The 17,286-nt window shown below is 73.6% G+C and carries 13 protein-coding genes; 9 read left to right on the top strand and 4 right to left on the bottom strand.

Annotation, left to right across the window (positions count from 1 at the left end):
• The first annotated feature begins 108 nt into the window (after positions 1-108).
• Complete coding sequence (locus ABZ016_RS05075; protein ID WP_345660669.1) at positions 109-525, top strand: cobalamin B12-binding domain-containing protein; 417 nt, start codon at positions 109-111, stop codon at positions 523-525.
• 98 nt (positions 526-623) lie between these two features.
• Here ABZ016_RS05075 and ABZ016_RS05070 read toward each other — a convergent pair whose 3' ends face one another.
• Positions 624-2,246 (bottom strand): DUF5691 domain-containing protein, encoded by a 1,623-nt coding sequence (locus tag ABZ016_RS05070; protein WP_356915168.1) that lies wholly within the window; start codon positions 2,244-2,246, stop codon positions 624-626.
• 133 nt (positions 2,247-2,379) lie between these two features.
• Positions 2,380-3,735 carry an SWIM zinc finger family protein gene (locus ABZ016_RS05065; protein WP_356915167.1) on the bottom strand — a complete coding sequence of 452 codons (1,356 nt, stop codon included), beginning with the start codon at positions 3,733-3,735 and terminating at the stop codon, positions 2,380-2,382.
• Between the two features lie 145 nt (positions 3,736-3,880).
• On the opposite strand from ABZ016_RS05065, the gene ABZ016_RS05060 reads away from it, so the two are divergent.
• The 7 genes from ABZ016_RS05060 (at position 3,881) to sucD (ending at position 13,090) form a co-directional block, all read left to right on the top strand.
• Complete coding sequence (locus ABZ016_RS05060; protein WP_356915166.1) at positions 3,881-5,011, top strand: AAA family ATPase; 1,131 nt, start codon at positions 3,881-3,883, stop codon at positions 5,009-5,011.
• Positions 5,012-5,105: 94 nt separating this feature from the next.
• Complete coding sequence (locus ABZ016_RS05055; protein WP_356915165.1) at positions 5,106-7,544, top strand: DUF5682 family protein; 2,439 nt, start codon at positions 5,106-5,108, stop codon at positions 7,542-7,544.
• A complete protein-coding gene (locus ABZ016_RS05050; RefSeq protein WP_356915164.1) occupies positions 7,541-7,693 on the top strand; it encodes a hypothetical protein in 153 nt (50 codons plus the stop codon). The genes ABZ016_RS05055 and ABZ016_RS05050 overlap by 4 nt, the downstream gene beginning before the upstream one ends.
• Positions 7,690-8,862, top strand: coding sequence for a VWA domain-containing protein (locus ABZ016_RS05045; RefSeq protein ID WP_356915163.1), 1,173 nt, complete (start codon positions 7,690-7,692; stop codon positions 8,860-8,862). The genes ABZ016_RS05050 and ABZ016_RS05045 overlap by 4 nt, the downstream gene beginning before the upstream one ends.
• 282 nt (positions 8,863-9,144) lie before the next feature.
• A complete protein-coding gene (locus tag ABZ016_RS05040) occupies positions 9,145-10,440 on the top strand; it encodes a hypothetical protein (RefSeq protein ID WP_356915162.1) in 1,296 nt (431 codons plus the stop codon).
• A 567-nt stretch (positions 10,441-11,007) separates the two neighbouring features.
• Complete coding sequence (sucC, locus tag ABZ016_RS05035; RefSeq protein ID WP_356915161.1) at positions 11,008-12,186, top strand: ADP-forming succinate--CoA ligase subunit beta; 1,179 nt, start codon at positions 11,008-11,010, stop codon at positions 12,184-12,186.
• A gap of 19 nt (positions 12,187-12,205) precedes the next feature.
• Complete coding sequence (sucD, locus tag ABZ016_RS05030) at positions 12,206-13,090, top strand: succinate--CoA ligase subunit alpha (protein ID WP_356915160.1); 885 nt, start codon at positions 12,206-12,208, stop codon at positions 13,088-13,090.
• 75 nt (positions 13,091-13,165) lie between these two features.
• Here the strand turns inward: sucD and ABZ016_RS05025 are convergent, their stop codons facing one another.
• Complete coding sequence (locus tag ABZ016_RS05025) at positions 13,166-14,326, bottom strand: helix-turn-helix domain-containing protein (RefSeq protein WP_356915159.1); 1,161 nt, start codon at positions 14,324-14,326, stop codon at positions 13,166-13,168.
• Positions 14,327-14,422: 96 nt separating this feature from the next.
• On the opposite strand from ABZ016_RS05025, the gene ABZ016_RS05020 reads away from it, so the two are divergent.
• Positions 14,423-16,237, top strand: a complete 1,815-nt coding sequence (locus tag ABZ016_RS05020) for a DUF6350 family protein (protein WP_356915158.1) — start codon at positions 14,423-14,425, stop codon at positions 16,235-16,237.
• A 16-nt stretch (positions 16,238-16,253) separates the two neighbouring features.
• Here ABZ016_RS05020 and ABZ016_RS05015 read toward each other — a convergent pair whose 3' ends face one another.
• Positions 16,254-17,054, bottom strand: coding sequence for a hypothetical protein (locus ABZ016_RS05015; protein ID WP_356915157.1), 801 nt, complete (start codon positions 17,052-17,054; stop codon positions 16,254-16,256).
• Between the last annotated feature and the right edge of the window lie 232 nt (positions 17,055-17,286).

Genomic DNA, 17,286 nt, shown 5'->3' with positions numbered 1-17,286 from the left:
CTCGGACGGTTCGGGGCGGGGTGTCCGTGCGGTGCGGTGTGTACCGCTTACGCGATATGTGCGGTACTTGTCGGTACGGATGGATGTAGTCGCTTCATGGAGGCAGTGATGGGTGTGGCAGCCGGTCCGATCCGCGTGGTGGTGGCCAAGCCGGGGCTCGACGGCCATGATCGCGGAGCCAAGGTGATCGCGCGGGCCCTGCGCGACGCCGGTATGGAGGTCATCTACACCGGGCTCCACCAGACTCCCGAGCAGATCGTCGACACGGCGCTCCAGGAGGACGCCGACGCGATCGGTCTCTCCATCCTGTCCGGCGCGCACAACACGCTCTTCACGGCCGTGATCGAGCTGCTCCGGGAGCGGGACGCCGAGGACATCCTGGTCTTCGGCGGCGGGATCATCCCCGAGGCGGACATCCCGCTGCTGAAGGAGAAGGGCGTCGCGGAGATCTTCACGCCCGGCGCGACGACGGCGTCGATCGTGGACTGGGTCCGCGCGAACGCCCGGCAGCCCGCTGAGGCGTAGGCCTCCGGCGGGTGGGCCGGCGGAACTGCGGCCCAGCAGGGTCACCGGCTTCGAGCCGGTGGCGTCGGCACGGGTGTCGGTGGGTGTGCCCGTTGGCGCTACTGCATGCGCAGTTCCTCGGTCATCGCCGCGCGCAGGCGCAGTGTCGTGGACAGGCGCTGGAAGGACTCCGCCCAGTAGCCGCCGGCTCCGGGTGACGCGTTCTCCGGTTCGTCCGGTACGGCCAGCAGCGCGTCGAGACGGCCGGCCTCGGACGGGTCGAGGCAGCGCTCCGCCAGGCCCATGACCCCGCTGAAACTCCATGGATAACTCCCCGCGTCCCGGGCGATGTTGAGCGCGTCCACCACCGCCCGGCCGAGCGGCGCCGCCCACGGCACCGCACACACCCCGAGCAGTTGGAAGGCCTCGGACAGGCCGTGCGCCGCGATGAAACCGGCGACCCACTCGGCCCGCTCGGCGGCGTCCAGCGTGCCGAGCAGCTTGGCGCGCTCGGCCAGGGACACCGCACCCGGACCTCCCGCTTCCGGCGCCGAGGGCTCTCCCAGCAGGGCGCGCGACCACGCGGCGTCCCGCTGACGCACCGCGGCCCGGCACCAGGCCGCGTGCAGCTCGCCCTGCCAGTCGTCCGTGACCGGCAGTGCGACGATCTCCCTGGGCGTCCGCCCGCCCAGCCGCCGCGACCACGTCCCGAGCGGTGCCGCCTCCACCAACTGGCCGAACCACCACGACCGCTCACCCCGGCCCGCGGGCGCCTTCGCCACGACACCGTCGCGCTCCATGCCCGGATCGCACTCGTGCGGAGCCTCGACGGCGATGGCCGGCGTGCTCAGGGTGCGGTCGATCGCCACGCACGCCTCCGCCCTGACCGCCATTCGCGCGGCGAGCGCCGAACCGGGCAGCGCCGACAACAGCTCCGCCGCCGTCGCCCGGACATTGCGGCTGCGGTCGGCCAGGGCCTGTTCCAGGAACGGCTCGTCGTCCGGGCCGAGGCCCGTGCGCAGCGAGTCGAGGAACATCAGCCGGTCCTCGGCCCGTTCCGTCGTCCACGTCGTCGCGAGCAGCTCCCGCGCGGCTGCGGGTTCGCGGGAGCGGAGGGCGGACAGGAGAGCGACGCGTTCGGCGAACAGGCCCTCCTGCCACAACTGCCGGATGCTGCCGTCGTCCTCGAGCTGCGGCAGGGCCGCTCCACCGCCCGGTGTCGAACGCAGGGCGAACCGCCAGTCCGGGTTCAGCCGCGCCAGCCACAGGGCCCGGGGACCCGCGAACTCCAGCGCCGCCGGACGCAGATCGGTCCGCCCCCGAGCCGCGTCCAGCAGCGCGGGCAGCACCTGCGGAGGCGGCGCGAAACCACGGGCGTTCGCCGCCGCGAGCCACTGGGGAAGCAGCTCCATCAGGTCGGGCGCGGTGCCACGGCGTCCGCCGCCGGACGCGCCGGGGCGATCGGCCAGCAGCATCGCCAGTCTGCGGGCGGCCGCCGGCGGCAGCGGTGGACGCGGATCCTCCGGAGCCGGCCGCGGACGCTCCGCCGCCCGCGCCGGACGCAGACCGGCCCGTCGTCGTACGGTCTCCACGGCCGCCGCGTCCAGCAGGGCCACCGGCGCCTCCGGGCCCGGCCCGGCCCCCGGCGGGGTGCGCCGATCCGTGCCCAGAAGTGCCGTGGTGACGAGCCCCTCCCAGGCGCCCGTGGCGGGCGCGTCCACAGGAGCGGAAGTCCTGTTCATACGGGTCCTTTCCGCGGGGCGCCCGGGGGTGGTTGAAGACTCACCCTGATCGGTTGTCCCGTGATGCCTGAAAGATGCGTGCATTCGTGAGAAGTGCGACTCCGGCCGAAGGAGCGGGAGCGCTGCGCTCGGCTCAGCACAACGCGACCGCCTCGCCCGGGCCCTCGGGCCAGGCCGTCAGCGGGGCGAAACCCTGGTGGCCGCATTCGCCGAAGACCCTGACCGGGGCGCCGCCCGACAGGGAGACGAGCCGCCACAGACCGGGCCGGGACCGCGAGGCCGGCGTGAGCGGCAGCGCCGTGTCCCCGTCGGCGTCCGCCAGCTGCCACGAGTCGCCGTCCGGGGTGGGCACGACCCGGTTCAGCGTCACCGGGACCGACTCCAGCCACGGATCGTCGCGCAGGGCGTCGCCGTAGCGGGCCGCCGCCTCGGACGTCGTCACCCCGGGCGGCCGGGTCTCAGCCGGTGCGGGTGGTGCGAACTGCTCGCCCAACGCCGCTCGCAACTGCCCGGCACCCGGATAGGAGGACACCTCGGCCTCCAGAGCCAGACCCACCGGCAGCGCCAGCTCCGGGGCGCGGCCGGCGGCGCCGTGGGAGAGGAGCAGCACCGTGCGGCGGGATTCGGCGCCGTACAGCCAGATCCGGCGGGTCGTCAGGCGCGTGTCCGCCGTGTCGTACTGGGCGAGCACCAGCCAGCGGTCCCGCACCGGCGGGCCGTCCGCGGAGGCCGGCAGGCCGATCCGGGAACGGACCGTGGCGGCGAGGCCCTCCGGCAACCGCTCGCGGCGCAGCCAGCCCTGACCGAGCAGATGCAGCAGCGCGCACTCCTCCAGCAGCCGCACCGGCCAGCCCGGCCCCGTGGACGGGATGGCACCCAACTCCCGGACCCGGCCGGCCAGGCCCTGCGCCTGGGCATCGACCATCCGGGCCGCCGTCTCCTCCCAGAGGCCGTAACCGGACCGCTCCGCCGCCGCCAGACCGCCGCGCAGCAGATCGGCCAGGCGCTGCTCCAGCTCCACCGCGCCCGCTGTGACCCGCTCGGCCCGGCGCTCCGCCCGGCGCCGGGCCGCCTCCGGATCAGCGGGCCCGGACGGGGACCCGGGGCTCTCCCCGGACCTCTTCTCCTCCGTGCGCTTGCGCCGCCCCGCTATCCACTGCCCGGCCCACTCGGGCGCCTCCCCCCGCGGCACCGCTCCGTCGCCGCCCGCCCAGAGCAGCAGCAGGCCGAGGGCGTGTTTGCACGGGAACTTGCGGCTCGGACAACTGCACTTGTACGCGGGCCCGGAGGCGTCCGCGATGTCGACGACCGTCTGATACGGCTTGCTTCCGCTGCCCTTGCACAGCCCCCACACCGTCCCCTCGTCGGAACTCCCCGCCTCGGACCACGGCCCCGCCGCGCCGAGTTTGCTTCCCGCTTTGCGTGACGCGGTGTCAGGCGCCAGTGCCAGCACCTGGTCCGCGGTCCAGCGCACCCCCTGCTGAGTCATGTCACCGAAGGTAGATCCCACCACTGACAATCGAGTCCGCGAGCGGCATCGGCAGAGCGTTTGTGCAGGTCAGAACGCATTGTCAGTGGTGTGGTGCAACGTGGATGCCAGATCCGAACCGGCTGAGCTGGAGGGGGACTTTGCCATGACTGTGTCCGTTGAGCCGACGTCCGTCGAAGCGGGGGAGACGGAATCGACCCAGGCGTTGCGACCGCACGCCGAGGACGCCTTCGCCGGTGAACTCGCCGCGCTGGCCGCGCAGGACGACCGTCCGCGCCCGGCCCGCTGGAAACTGTCGCCGTGGGCCGTCGCGACGTACCTGCTCGGCGGCACACTGCCGGACGGCACGGTGATCACACCGAAGTACGTGGGCCCGCGCCGCATCGTCGAGGTCGCCGTCACCACGCTCGCCACCGACCGCGCCCTGCTCCTGCTCGGCGTACCGGGCACGGCGAAGACCTGGGTGTCCGAGCATCTGGCCGCGGCGGTGAGCGGCGACTCCACACTGCTGGTGCAGGGCACCGCCGGCACACCCGAGGAAGCCATCCGCTACGGCTGGAACTACGCGCAGTTGCTCGCCCACGGCCCGAGCCGTGACGCCCTCGTGCCCAGCCCCGTCATGCGGGCCATGGCCGACGGCATGACGGCCCGCGTCGAGGAGCTGACCCGTATTCCGGCGGACGTGCAGGACACGCTGATCACGATCCTGTCCGAGAAGACCCTGCCGATACCGGAGCTGGGACAGGAGGTGCAGGCGGTCCGCGGCTTCAACCTGATCGCCACGGCCAACGACCGGGACCGCGGGGTCAACGACCTGTCCAGCGCCCTGCGCCGCCGTTTCAACACGGTGGTGCTGCCCCTGCCGGAGAGTCCCGAAGCCGAGGTCGACATCGTCTCGCGCCGCGTCGACCAGATCGGCCGGTCCCTCGACCTGCCGGCCGCGCCCGACGGCCTCGACGAGATCCGCCGCGTCGTCACGGTCTTCCGCGAGCTGCGCGACGGCGTCACCGCCGACGGCCGGACGAAGCTGAAGTCGCCCAGCGGCACGCTGTCCACGGCCGAGGCCATCTCCGTCGTCACCAACGGGCTCGCCCTGGCCGCTCACTTCGGTGACGGCGTGCTGCGGCCGAGCGACGTCGCCGCGGGCATCCTCGGCGCGGTGGTCCGAGACCCGGCGGCGGACCGGGTCATCTGGCAGGAGTACCTGGAGGCGGTCGTCCGTGAGCGGGACGGCTGGAAGGACTTCTACCGGGCCTGCCGGGAGGTGAGCGTGTGAGCGATACGGGGCCGGGGGCCTTGGCCGGCGGGGCAGCGGTCGCTGACGGGTTCGGCCGGGACGTCGGGGATGAGAGGGGGAGGAAGTGACGAGCGTGGCAAGTGCTGTGGGCCGGGGGGCCGGAGCGGGGCCGTTGCTGCTCGGGGTGCGGCACCACGGGCCGGGGTCGGCGCGGGCCGTGCGGGCGGCGCTCGACGAGGTCCGGCCGCGGGTGGTGCTGATCGAGGGGCCGCCGGAGGCCAATGCCCTGGTTCCGCTCGCCGCGCACGAGGAGATGCGGCCGCCGGTCGCCCTGCTCGCCCATGCCGTGGACGAGCCCGGCCGCTCGGCGTTCTGGCCGCTGGCGGAGTTCTCCCCGGAGTGGGTCGCCGTCCGCTGGGCCCTGGCGCACGACGTCCCGGCCCGCTTCATCGACCTGCCGGCCACGCACACGCTGGCCTGGGGGAGGCAGGAGGACGAGGCAGGCGTCCCGGGCGAACGTCCTCTGGACGCAGAGGCCGCCGGGACCGCCGGCGCCACCTCGAAGGACCCGGCTCCCGGTTCCGCGCCCGCCACCGCTCCCGATTCCGCCCCCGACCCCGCCGACGTGCGGATCGACCCGCTCGGTGTGCTGGCGGAGGCCGCGGGTTACGACGACCCGGAGCGGTGGTGGGAGGACGTCGTGGAGCACCGGGGCGCGGGGAAGGGGGACGCGCTCGCGCCGTTCACCGTGCTCGAGGAGGCCATGGCGGCACTGCGGGAGACCTACGGCAGCGGGGGACACGACCGGGACCTGGTGCGGGAGGCCCACATGCGGCTCCAGGTGCGGGCCGCGCAGCGGGAGTTCGAGGACGGTGTGGCCGTCGTCTGCGGGGCCTGGCACGTACCCGCACTGCGGCGGAAGACCACCGTCGCCGCCGACAGGGCGCTGCTGAAGGGGCTGGCCAAGGTCAAGACGGACATGACCTGGGTGCCGTGGACCCACCGCAGGCTGTCCCGGACCAGCGGGTACGGGGCCGGCATCGAATCACCGGGTTGGTACGGGCACTTGTTCAGCGCCCCGGACAGGCCGGTGGAGCGGTGGATGACCAAGGTGGCGGGGTTGCTGCGTGCCGAGGACCGGATCGTCTCCTCGGCGCACGTCATCGAGGCCGTGCGGCTGGCCGAGACGCTCGCCGCGATGCGCGGCCGTCCCCTGCCCGGGCTGAGCGAGACGACCGACGCGGTGCGGGCGGTGATGTGCGAGGGCTCGGACGTGCCGCTGGCGCTGGTGCGGGAGCGGCTGGTCGTGGGGGACGTGCTGGGGGAGGTGCCGTCGGCGGCGCCGGCGGTTCCGTTGCAGCGGGACCTCGCCCGGCTCCAGCGCCGCCTGCGCCTGAAACCGGAGGCGCTGGAACGGGAGCTGGAACTCGACCTGCGCAAGGAGAACGACGCCGCCCGCAGCAGGCTGCTGCACCGGCTGAGACTGCTCGGGATCGCCTGGGGGGAACCGGCCGCCTCGCGGGGCAGCACGGGCACGTTCCGGGAGACGTGGCGGCTGCGCTGGGAGCCCGAGCTGTCCGTGCGGGTCGCCGAAGCGGGGGTGTGGGGGACGACCGTCCTGTCCGCCGCGACGGCCAAGGCCGAGGCCGACGCCGTCGCCGCGCAGGGACTCGCCGACGTCACCGCGCTCGCCGAGCGCTGCCTGCTGGCCGAACTGCCCGACGCGCTGCCCACGGTGATGCGGATCCTCGCCGACCGGGCGGCCCTCGACGCGGACGTCGGCCACCTCGCCCAGGCGCTCCCGGCCCTGGTCCGCTCCCTGCGCTACGGCGATGTGCGCGGCGCGGACACCGGGGCGCTGGGCGAGGTCGCCGCGGGTCTGGCCGAGCGCGTCTTCGTCGGTCTGCTCCCGGCCTGCGCCGCGCTCGACGCGGACGCCGCGGAGGAGATGCGGGGGCATGTCGACGCCGTGCACGGGGCGGTGGGCCTCCTGGGAGACGCACCCGCGGCGGCACAGGGCCGTCTGAGGACCCGGTGGCATGCGGTGCTGCGTGTGCTGTGCGCGCGGGACACCGTGCCCGGCGTGATCCGGGGGCGGGCTGTGCGGCTCCTGCTCGACGACGGGGAGTTGGCGCAGGACGAGGCGGCACGGCTCATGGGGCTCGTCCTCTCCCCGGGCACGCCACCCGCGGACGCCGCCGCATGGATCGAGGGCTTCGTCGGAGGAGGCTCCGGCGGCGGAATGCTCCTGGTGCACGACGAGCGACTGCTCGGGCTGGTCGACGCGTGGCTGACCGGGGTGCCGGCGGAGGCCTTCACGGACGTGCTGCCCCTGCTGCGGCGGACGTTCTCGGCGTACGAGCCCGGGGTGCGCCGCACCCTCGGCGAACTGGTCCGGCGCGGACCGGCAGCCGGGGGCGGTGCGGCAACGGCCGGCTCCGGCATACCCGGTTTCGCGGCGGAACTCGACCAGGTGCGCGCGGATGCCGTACTGCCGGTCGTGCGGCTGCTGCTGGGACTGGACGAGGTGGCGGAGACGGCAGGCCAGGACTTGACGGGGGTGACCGGATGACGACCGACGCACTGAGGAAGCCGACGACGAGGGTGACGGAGGCGGAGGACACCGTGAGGACCGGACCGGGGGCCGAAGGCCGGCCCCCGACCACGACCGTGCCGGTGATGCCGCTGTGGGAGCGGCTGAGCAGGGGAGGACGCGGATGACGGCCGAGGTGGCCGAGACGGACCCGGCGCAGGAGCGGTTGCGGCGGTGGCGGCTCGTGCTTGGCGGTGACGCGGCGGACGGCACCGGGTGCGCGCTGTCGGGGCAGGACGCGGCGATGGACGGAGCGCTCACCGCTCTCTACGGCAAGGGGGACAACAAGTCGCCGGGCGGCCGGGACCGTTCGGCGGGGCTCGGGGCGTCGGCGCCGTCTGTGGCGCGCTGGCTCGGGGACATCCGGACGTACTTCCCGTCCTCCGTCGTGCAGGTCATGCAGCGGGACGCCATCGACCGGCTCGGTCTCGCCACACTCCTGCTGGAGCCGGAGATGCTGGAGGCCGTGGAGGCCGACGTGCATCTGGTCGGGACGCTGCTGTCGCTCAACAAGGCCATGCCGGAGACCACGAAGGAGACGGCACGGGCCGTTGTGCGCAAGGTCGTCGAGGACCTCGAGAAGCGGCTCGCCACCCGCACCCGGGCCACCCTCACCGGTGCTCTCGACCGCAGTGCGCGCATCAGCCGGCCCCGCCACCACGACATCGACTGGAACCGCACCATCGCGGCCAACCTCAAGCACTACCTGCCCGAGTACCGAACGATCGTGCCGGAGCGGCTCATCGGGTACGGGCGGGCGACCCAGTCCACGAAGAAGGAGGTCATCCTCTGTATCGACCAGTCGGGATCCATGGCGGCATCGGTCGTGTACGCATCGGTGTTCGGAGCGGTGCTCGCCTCGATGCGGACGATCTCCACGCGACTCGTCGTCTTCGACACGGCGGTCGCCGACCTCACGGACCAGCTCGACGACCCCGTCGACGTCCTGTTCGGGACGCAGTTGGGCGGCGGCACGGACATCAACCGGGCGCTCGCCTACTGCCAGTCGCAGATCACCCGGCCCGCGGAGACGGTGGTCGTGCTCATCAGTGACCTCTACGAGGGCGGGATCCGGAACGAGATGCTCAAGCGGGTGTCGGCGATGAAGGCCTCGGGGGTGCAGTTCGTGACGCTGCTGGCGCTCTCGGACGAGGGGGCGCCGGCGTACGACAGGGAGCACGCGGCCGCGCTCGCCGCCCTGGGGGCACCGGCGTTCGCCTGTACGCCCGATCTGTTCCCGGAGGTGATGGCGGCGGCGATCGAGAAGCGGCCGCTGCCGATACCTGACGCGGCATGAGAAGCCGAAGGTGGAGCTGACGAGCCGAGGGCAGGGCTGACGGGGGAGGGGCGGATGGCGACTTGTCGATGCGTCGTCGTCCACCCCGGTGGTGCCAAAACGGACATGACGGCCCATCGGTTCGCAAGGGCTTGCGCAACCTGCGCACTCCCGTGCGAGGATCGGCGCCTGCTCGGCGATGCGTCGTGCTGCGCCGGGCAGTACCGCGTTGTGCCGACGCGTTGCTCGTGACGCGTGGAGCGTTCCGCGCTGGTTCCGTCGCACGGGAGGAAGCTCCCCCACTTGACCTGGTCAGCAGCCCTGTCCGGTGCCGCCTTGCGCATGCTGCGCGCGGCGGCCGGGCGGCGTGTCCTCCACGTGGTGCTGCTGGTGGGCGGGGTGCTCGTCATCGGGTTGCTGTGCGGCCAGCGGGCGTCTGCGGCGGAGGGCGTGCGGGGGCTGACGGACGGTGCGGTGGGGCGGGTCGTCAACGACCAGCGGCCTCCGGTCCGGCCCGGCGCGCACGCACCGGCCGACCGGCGGGAGCCGGTGGACGCCCGGACCCTCTCCGAGCGAGGCGGCAGTGGGCACAGCCTGGGAGCCGTGGGGCAGCGGGTCGTGCGGGTGGTCGGTGATGCCGGGGAGGCAGTGAGCCGGGGGCTGGGAGAGGCGCGGACGAAGAAACCGTCGCCGTCCTCCCCGCCGCAGCCGACCGAGCCACCAACGCAGCGGCCCGAGCCACCGACACAGCCGACCCCGTCCAACCCGTCGGCGCTGCCCCATCCATCGGGCCTGCCCAAGCTGCCGGTGCTGTCCGACCCGCCGGGTCTGCCCAAACTGCCCGCGCTGTCCAACTTGCCGGTGCTCCCCAAGCTGCCAGCGCTGTCCGACCCGCCGGGCCTGCCCAATCCGCCGGCGCTCCCCAAGCTGCCGGTGCTCCCCAAGCTGCCCGTGCTGTCCAACCCGCCGGTGCTGCCCAAGCTGCCCCAGCTGCCGGTCGTGTCCGAGCTGCCGTCCCTCGTCGAGCTCCCCGCGCTGCCCGGCCTCCTGCCCGCACCCCCCTCGGGCGAGGTCCCCTTCCCCGAAGCGCCCACCCTCCCCGGCCAACCTGATCTCCCGGCCGACACCCTCCCCGCCCCGGCCACGTACGACCCGGCCCCGAGCCGGGTGACGGCACCGTCGGCCGACGTGCCCGCCTCGGCCGGTCGGACCGCCGTGGCGGAGATCGCCGATGCCGGGGCGGAGGCCAGGGCGGACGCCAAGGCACGCGGCGAAGAGCACCGTCCGGCGCGGACAAGCGACGCATACCTCGTGCGGCAGCCGGACCGCGACAGACGGGCACACCACGCCGCCCCGTCCGCCGCCCCGTCCGCCGTCCATGTCGCACCCGCCCCGGGCGCCCCCACGCACCCCGACCGCCCCGGCGGCACGCTCGGCAACCGGGCCACCGTCGACAACGGCACCCCCCGGCACGGCGACGTGCACGCCGTCACGCTGAGCCTGCGAGCGCCGCTGAGGCTCCTGCCCGCAGTCGTCGCCCGCTCCCAGGCGGCCGACACCCGGGACAGCCACCGGGACGTCCCCCTCTTCCCCGGCTAGCACGAGCGGACCACCGCTCCCCGCTGTCGCTGCCGTCCGCGCAGCCCCCGGCACCACCCGCGGACCTCGCGGCACCACCCGCGAACCCCCTGATCCACCACCGAAGGGTGCCCACCGCACCCTCACCCCACCGACTCCGCGAGGCATCGGCCCAGGGCGGTCGAAAGCCGTCGGCCGCCGAGGCCGAAACCTCGTGGATCGGGTCGGTTGGTCCCCATTGGGGTGGGGACCAACCGACCCGCGCCTCGAAGAGCGGGACCCTGAACTGGGTTTTCGTGCTCCTTCGGGGGTGTTCGGCGGGCCTCACCGGGTCAACCCCAGCCCGGTGAGGCCCCTCACCCCAGGCACGCCGTGCCAGAGAGTGCGGCATCATGTGACAGGTATCACCGCTCAGGTGTGACCCTCGATTTAGAGCGGCTCCGCAAGCGGCGATAACCTGCGAGACGGACATGCCGCGCGCTCGGACACCGTGTGCGCCTCCCTTGTGACACATGCGGACGTCACGTTGCCCTTCGCGGCACGCCCACGCATTGAACGAACCGCGATCACTGATAGGGACGGAAGCGCGTGGACCTGTTCGAGTACCAGGCGAGGGACCTCTTCGCCAAGCACGATGTACCGGTGCTGGCCGGTGAAGTCATCGACACGCCTGAGGCGGCCCGCGCAGCCACCGAGCGCCTCGGTGGCAAGTCCGTCGTCAAGGCCCAGGTGAAGGTCGGCGGCCGTGGCAAGGCCGGTGGCGTGAAGCTCGCCGCCACCGGCGACGAGGCGGTCGAGCACGCGACCAACATCCTCGGCATGGACATCAAGGGCCACACGGTCCACAAGGTGATGATCGCCGAGACGGCGCCCGAGATCGTGGAGGAGTACTACGTCTCCTTCCTCCTCGACCGTGCCAACCGCACCTTCCTCTCCATCGCCTCCGTCGAGGGCGGCATGGAGATCGAGGAGGTGGCGGCCACCCGTCCGGAGGCCGTCGCCAAGACGCCGATCGACGCCAACGAGGGCGTGACCGAGGCCAAGGCCCGCGAGATCGTCGAGGCCGCCAAGTTCCCGGCCGAGGTCGCCGACAAGGTCGTGAACGTCCTCGTCAAGCTGTGGGACACCTTCATCAAGGAGGACGCCCTCCTGGTCGAGGTCAACCCGCTGGCGAAGGTCGCCTCCGGTGACGTCATCGCCCTGGACGGCAAGGTCTCCCTGGACGAGAACGCCGAGTTCCGTCAGCCGGAGCACGAGGCCCTCCAGGACAAGGACGCGGCCAACCCGCTCGAGGCCGCCGCCAAGGAGAAGAACCTCAACTACGTCAAGCTCGACGGTGAGGTCGGCATCATCGGCAACGGCGCGGGTCTCGTCATGAGCACCCTGGACGTCGTCGCGTACGCCGGTGAGAACCACGGCGGCGTCAAGCCCGCCAACTTCCTCGACATCGGTGGTGGCGCCTCCGCGGCCGTCATGGCGAACGGCCTGGAGATCATCCTCGGCGACCCGGACGTCAAGTCCGTCTTCGTCAACGTCTTCGGCGGCATCACCGCGTGCGACGAGGTCGCCAACGGCATCGTCCAGGCGCTGAAGCTCCTGGAGGACCGCGGCGAGGACGTCACCAAGCCGCTAGTCGTGCGTCTGGACGGCAACAACGCCGAGCTGGGTCGTCAGATCCTCTCCGACGCCAACCACCCGCTGGTGCAGCGCGTGGACACCATGGACGGCGCGGCCGACAAGGCCGCTGAGCTCGCGGCTGCGAAGTAAGGGACGAGGACACTCAGCCATGGCTATCTTCCTCAACAAGGACAGCAAGGTCATCGTCCAGGGCATGACCGGCTCCACGGGCATGAAGCACACCAAGCTCATGCTCGCCGACGGCACGAACATCGTCGGTGGCGTGAACCCGCGCAAGGCGGGCACCACGGTCGACGTGGACGGCACCGACATCCCGGTGTTCGGCACGGTCGCCGAGGCGATCGAGAAGACGGGCGCGAACGTGTCCGTCCTCTTCGTGCCGCCGGCCTTCTCCAAGGCCGCCGTCGTCGAGGCCATCGACGCCGAGATCCCGCTCGCGGTCGTCATCACCGAGGGCATCGCGGTCCACGACTCGGCCGCGTTCTACGCGTACGCCGTGTCCAAGGGCAACAAGACCCGCATCATCGGCCCGAACTGCCCCGGTCTCATCACCCCGGGCCAGTCCAACGCCGGCATCATCCCGGGCGACATCACCAAGCCGGGCCGCATCGGTCTGGTCTCGAAGTCCGGCACGCTGACGTACCAGATGATGTACGAGCTGCGTGACATCGGCTTCTCGTCGGCCGTCGGCATCGGTGGCGACCCGGTCATCGGCACCACCCACATCGACGCGCTCGCCGCGTTCGAGGCCGACCCCGACACCGACCTGATCGTCATGATCGGCGAGATCGGCGGCGACGCCGAGGAGCGGGCCGCGGCCTTCATCAAGGAGAACGTGAAGAAGCCGGTCGTCGGCTACGTCGCGGGCTTCACCGCGCCCGAGGGCAAGACCATGGGCCACGCCGGCGCCATCGTCTCCGGCTCCTCCGGCACGGCCGCCGCCAAGAAGGAGGCCCTCGAGGCCGCCGGCGTCAAGGTCGGCAAGACGCCGACCGAGACGGCCAAGCTGGCGCGCGAGATCCTCGCCGGCTGAGCCACTCCCGGCTGGCAGTGGGCCCGCTCCCGGTACGGGGGCGGGCCCACCGCTGTCTCACCGTGCGGTCCGGCGTCAGCGCGGCTGCGGCAGCAACCGGTCCGGCCCGCGCTGCTGCTCCTTGCGCAGCTTCTTCCGCAGCTTCTGCTCCTTCTCCGACAGCGGTCCGGGCGCGACCCGCGGGGGCACGCCCTGGACGGTCTCTCCCGCCGGTACGGGGGGCTCGTAGCGGGCCGGGGCCGTGCGCACGGTGAGCACCGTGGTCCCGATCAGGGCCACCGTGAAGGCGATGGCGGCCCGGGTCCACAAGCGGGCCCGGCGTTCCCCGCTGCGCCGCACGACCAGCGGCTTGGCGGCCCGCAGCCGCTCGATGGAGGCCAGTTCGACGAGCCGCCAGTGGAGCACCTCCGGATCCGCCAGCTCCGGCAGCCGCTCGGCGACCGCCTCACGCGCGTGCACCAGCCGGTTCGCGGCCGCGCGGGTGCTGGCCTCCGTCTCCGCCGCGGTCTCCGGCAGGCCGAGACCGACACCGTCGTACAGCAGAAGCGTGCGGCGGTACGAGGGCGGGAGCTTCAGCAGGGTGTCCAGCAGCGCGCGGTCGAACGCGTCGGGGGGTGGTGGTTCGGGGTGCCGGTGGCGGAGGCGGAACCGGTGCCACGGGGAGAGGGCGCAGTCGTAAGCCACCGCGCGCACCCACCCCGCCGGGTCGCGGTCGCAGGCCACCTCGGGCCACTGCTGCCAGGCGATGTGAAAGGCCCGCTCGACCGACTCCCGGGCGAGCTCCCGGCGGCCCGTCAGCAGGTAGGTCTGCCGGACGAGTGCCGGGGCGCAGAAGGAGTACAGCGCGTCGAAGGCCTGATCAGGGGTCAGGGCGTCGGCGGCGTCGCCGTACCGTCGCGGGCCCACGGTGCGGGCGCGGACCCAGCCACGACCACGACTTCGGCCGGGCCGTACGGCGACCGCGCTGCGGCGCGCCGGTTCGTCAGGCTCGGGGGCGGTCACATGCGGGGCATGAGGAGACGTCAGTTCCCTTCCCCTGCCGAGTGAGTTCAGCAGCCTCGCGTACTTAGCCGCTTTCCGGCCGCGCGGTGTGGCGCGGCCGGTCTCCCACCGGCGCACCTTCTCGCTCGTGACGCCCACCCGGGAAGCCAGCTGAGCCCGCGTCAACGAGGCGGCCTCGCGCAGGCGTCGGCGTTCCGTGGGCGGGGGGAGCGGGGCGGCAGGGCTCTGCGTCACAGGGCGCCCCTCGATGCGGAAAAGTACATAACCGTATATTGGGCGACACAACGATGGTTCGCCTGTTACGAGGTGAAAGCGCGTGTCGTTGGGAGCATGGCGGGCGTGATCGAGATGACCGCTCGCCGACGTTCGCAGTCGCCCCTGCTCACCCGATTGCGCGACCGTTCGCCCGAACTGGTCGACGCCCTCGTGGGTGGTGCGGTCGCGGCGGCTCTGGGGCTCGCCTCGCTTGCCGTGCTCGTGTTGCTGCTGTGGATCAGCTCGCCCTACCCCGACAGCGGTCCGGGCGGCGCGATGCATGTCGCGGCGGCGCTGTGGCTGCTGGCGCACGGAGCCGAGCTGGTCCGCACCGACACGCTCTCCGGCGTCCCCACCCCCGTGGGCGTCCCGCCCCTGCTGCTGCTCGCCCTGCCGGTCTGGCTGCTGCACCGGGCGGCGCGCGACACGACCGACGGCGGGCCCGGGGACGGCGACGCCGGCTTCGTCGAGGAGGCCGGGGCCGTCGAGGTGGTTCCGGGGCCGCCGCCGGTCTCCGCGCGTACGGCGTGGACGGGGGTCGTCCTCGGCTACGTCGCCGTCGCCTCGCTCGCCGCCCTGTACGCGGCCGGCGGTCCGCTGCGGCCGTCGTGGGTGTGGGCGGGAGTGTGCGTCCCGCTGGTCGCCGTCGTGGCGGCGGGGACGGGCGTGTGGTCGGCGTACGGCCGTCCGGGCGGGCCGCTGCGGCCGCTGCTCGGGGTGCTGCCGGCGTGGGTACGGCCGCTGGTTGTCGGCCGCGACGGGCGCCCGGGTGTGGCCACCCGGGCCGTGGCGGCCGGGCTCGCGGTGCTCCTCGGGGGCGGCGCGCTGCTGGTGGCGGTGTCGCTGGTGGGGCACGGGGCGACGGCCCAGGGGGCCCTGCTGCGGCTGACGGAGGGGTGGTCGGGGCGGGCTGCGGTGCTGCTGCTGTGTGCGGCCCTGCTGCCGAACGCGGCGGTGTGGGGTGCCGCCTACGCCCTCGGGCCGGGCTTCGCCCTCGGCGCCGGTCACGTCGTCAGCCCGCTGTCCTCCGCCCCGGCGCCGTTCCTGCCGCCGTTCCCGCTGCTGGCGGCGGTGCCGGGGGCGGGGGAGGGGCGGCTGGTGCACTGGGTGGCCGGAGTCGTGCCGATGGCTGCCGGGGTGGTCGTCGGCCGGGTCGTGGCGCAGGGGGCGGCCGCGGGGGAGAGCGGCGGGACGCGACCCGGCGGTGGACGGGGTGCCGTCTGGTCACCGTGGCGCACCGCCCGGGCGGCCGGGCTGGCCGCGGTGCTGTGCGCGGCCGTGCTCACCGGTCTCGCCGCGCTGTCGGGCGGGCCGCTCGGGGTCGCCGTACTGGCCCGCTTCGGGCCGGTGTGGTGGCAGGTCGGGGCGGCGGCGCTGGCCTGGATGGTGCTGGTGGCGGTCCCGACGGCACTCGGAGTGCGGGCCTGGCGGTGCCGGACGCCCGGGGCGGACGGAGCGGCCATGGGCAGGCAGCGGGAGAGGAGGCCCGAGGGTGACGCTCACCAGAACGGTCGGCCTCGCAAGCGCTCACGCCTCGGCCGGGGCGGGTCCGGACGCACCGAAGCCACCGGGACAGGGGGCGGTCTGCGGTCCGGCGGAAGCCGGAACCCCAAAGGTGCCGGAGCCGCCGCGGGCGGTGCCTCGACCTCCGGCAGGGGCACGGCACAGCGGACCTCCGACCCCCGACCGGAAGAGCCCTACGCCCCCTTCGCCCCCCACGTCCCCATCGCGCCCCACGTCTCCTTCGGGCAGGACGACCTGTACGGCCACCGGGGCCAGGACGACGCCGAGTTCGAACCGTACGACTTCCTGCCGGCCGACCCGTCCCCCGAGTCGTACGGCTTCCGGCCCTCGCCCGGCGACGCGGCCCCCGGGCGGGACGGCCCCTGAGGGCGGCGGCGACCCGTCAGTCGTTCGTCCCCAGCAGGCCCCGCAGCTCGTCCGGCAGCAGATGCGTGCAGGATTGCTTGGCCTCGTTGGTGAGGGCGTCCTTCGTGCACGTGTAGTAGTCGCTGTAGACCAGCTGGGCCGTGAAGGTCGCGGCCACCAGGGCGATGGCCAGGGACGCCGTGACCAGGCCGCTCACCGCCGCCGTCGTCTGGGGCCGGCCGTGCTGTTCGGGGGCGGGGGAGTCCGGGTCGGGCCTGCGGGGCTTGGCGCGCAGGGCGCTGATACCCCAGTAGAGGGCGAGCGCGCCGAGCAGCAGCGCCACGTACGGCCAGCTGAACAGGGCGAAGAAGAAGGCCCACATGCCGGACAGCAGGGCGTAACGCGCGCGGCGCTGGGCCGGGTCCGTCGGGTCCCAGCGCGGGTTCTGGCCGCCCTGGGGGCCGCCGCCCTGGCCCTCGGGGCCGCCGCGCGGGCGCTCGCCGAAACCGCCAGGGGAGCGGCCGGGCTGGCGGTCGCTCCACTGACCGCCCCACGGCGAGCGGCCACCCTCGCCGTCACCCCGGGAGCCGTCTCCACCTCCGCCGTCCCCGGAGTCGTCGCCCGACGGGTGCCGCGGCTGCCAGGGCCGGTCCGGGGTGCCCTCGGGCGGCGGGGCGAACGGGTTGTCCTCCTGGGGGCCGCGCCCGCGGCGGCTGTCACCGTCGGAAGGCGCGTCGGGCGGCGAGCTGGGGCGCTCCCGCAGCAGCACGGCGCCGCGCTTCCCTCCCTGTGCCGACAGCGGGGGGAACGTGAGGAGTCGCAGGCTGCGGTCCGGCATCAAGTGAGCGTCTTCCCGTTGGTGAGTAGGAACGAGTGGACAGGACTGGAAGGTGTCGGATCCGGGTCCGTCACCTTCTGAACGCACCACATCCGGACGACGTTCCCGAACCGGCTCCGCCCAGACGCTACCTTCCGGCCGCGCCCCCGTCCCGTGGGGGCCGTCCGGAGTGCCGGTATCGTTGCTGACGGCCGACCGGTTCGTAGGCTTCCCCGTATCCGGGGGCGCGAAG

Origin of the sequence: Streptomyces sp. NPDC006372 (genome assembly GCF_040612515.1) — a bacterium.
GTDB lineage: Bacteria > Actinomycetota > Actinomycetes > Streptomycetales > Streptomycetaceae > Streptomyces.
The sequence above is the reverse complement of the archived record's forward strand: the minus strand, read 5'-3'. Positions and strand labels throughout refer to the sequence as shown.

Bases quoted from the DNA above. Each gene is read 5' to 3' on its own strand.
- ABZ016_RS05050 (WP_356915164.1), top strand. From the start codon at position 7,541: ATGACGACCGACGCACTGAGGAAGCCGACGACGAGGGTGACGGAGGCG.
- ABZ016_RS05065 (WP_356915167.1), bottom strand. From the start codon at position 3,735: ATGACTCAGCAGGGGGTGCGCTGGACCGCGGACCAGGTGCTGGCACTG.
- ABZ016_RS05045 (WP_356915163.1), top strand. From the start codon at position 7,690: ATGACGGCCGAGGTGGCCGAGACGGACCCGGCGCAGGAGCGGTTGCGG.
- ABZ016_RS05060 (WP_356915166.1), top strand. From the start codon at position 3,881: ATGACTGTGTCCGTTGAGCCGACGTCCGTCGAAGCGGGGGAGACGGAA.
- ABZ016_RS05020 (WP_356915158.1), top strand. From the start codon at position 14,423: ATGGCGGGCGTGATCGAGATGACCGCTCGCCGACGTTCGCAGTCGCCC.
- ABZ016_RS05015 (WP_356915157.1), bottom strand. From the start codon at position 17,054: ATGCCGGACCGCAGCCTGCGACTCCTCACGTTCCCCCCGCTGTCGGCA.
- sucD (WP_356915160.1), top strand. From the start codon at position 12,206: ATGGCTATCTTCCTCAACAAGGACAGCAAGGTCATCGTCCAGGGCATG.
- ABZ016_RS05075 (WP_345660669.1), top strand. From the start codon at position 109: ATGGGTGTGGCAGCCGGTCCGATCCGCGTGGTGGTGGCCAAGCCGGGG.
- ABZ016_RS05070 (WP_356915168.1), bottom strand. From the start codon at position 2,246: ATGAACAGGACTTCCGCTCCTGTGGACGCGCCCGCCACGGGCGCCTGG.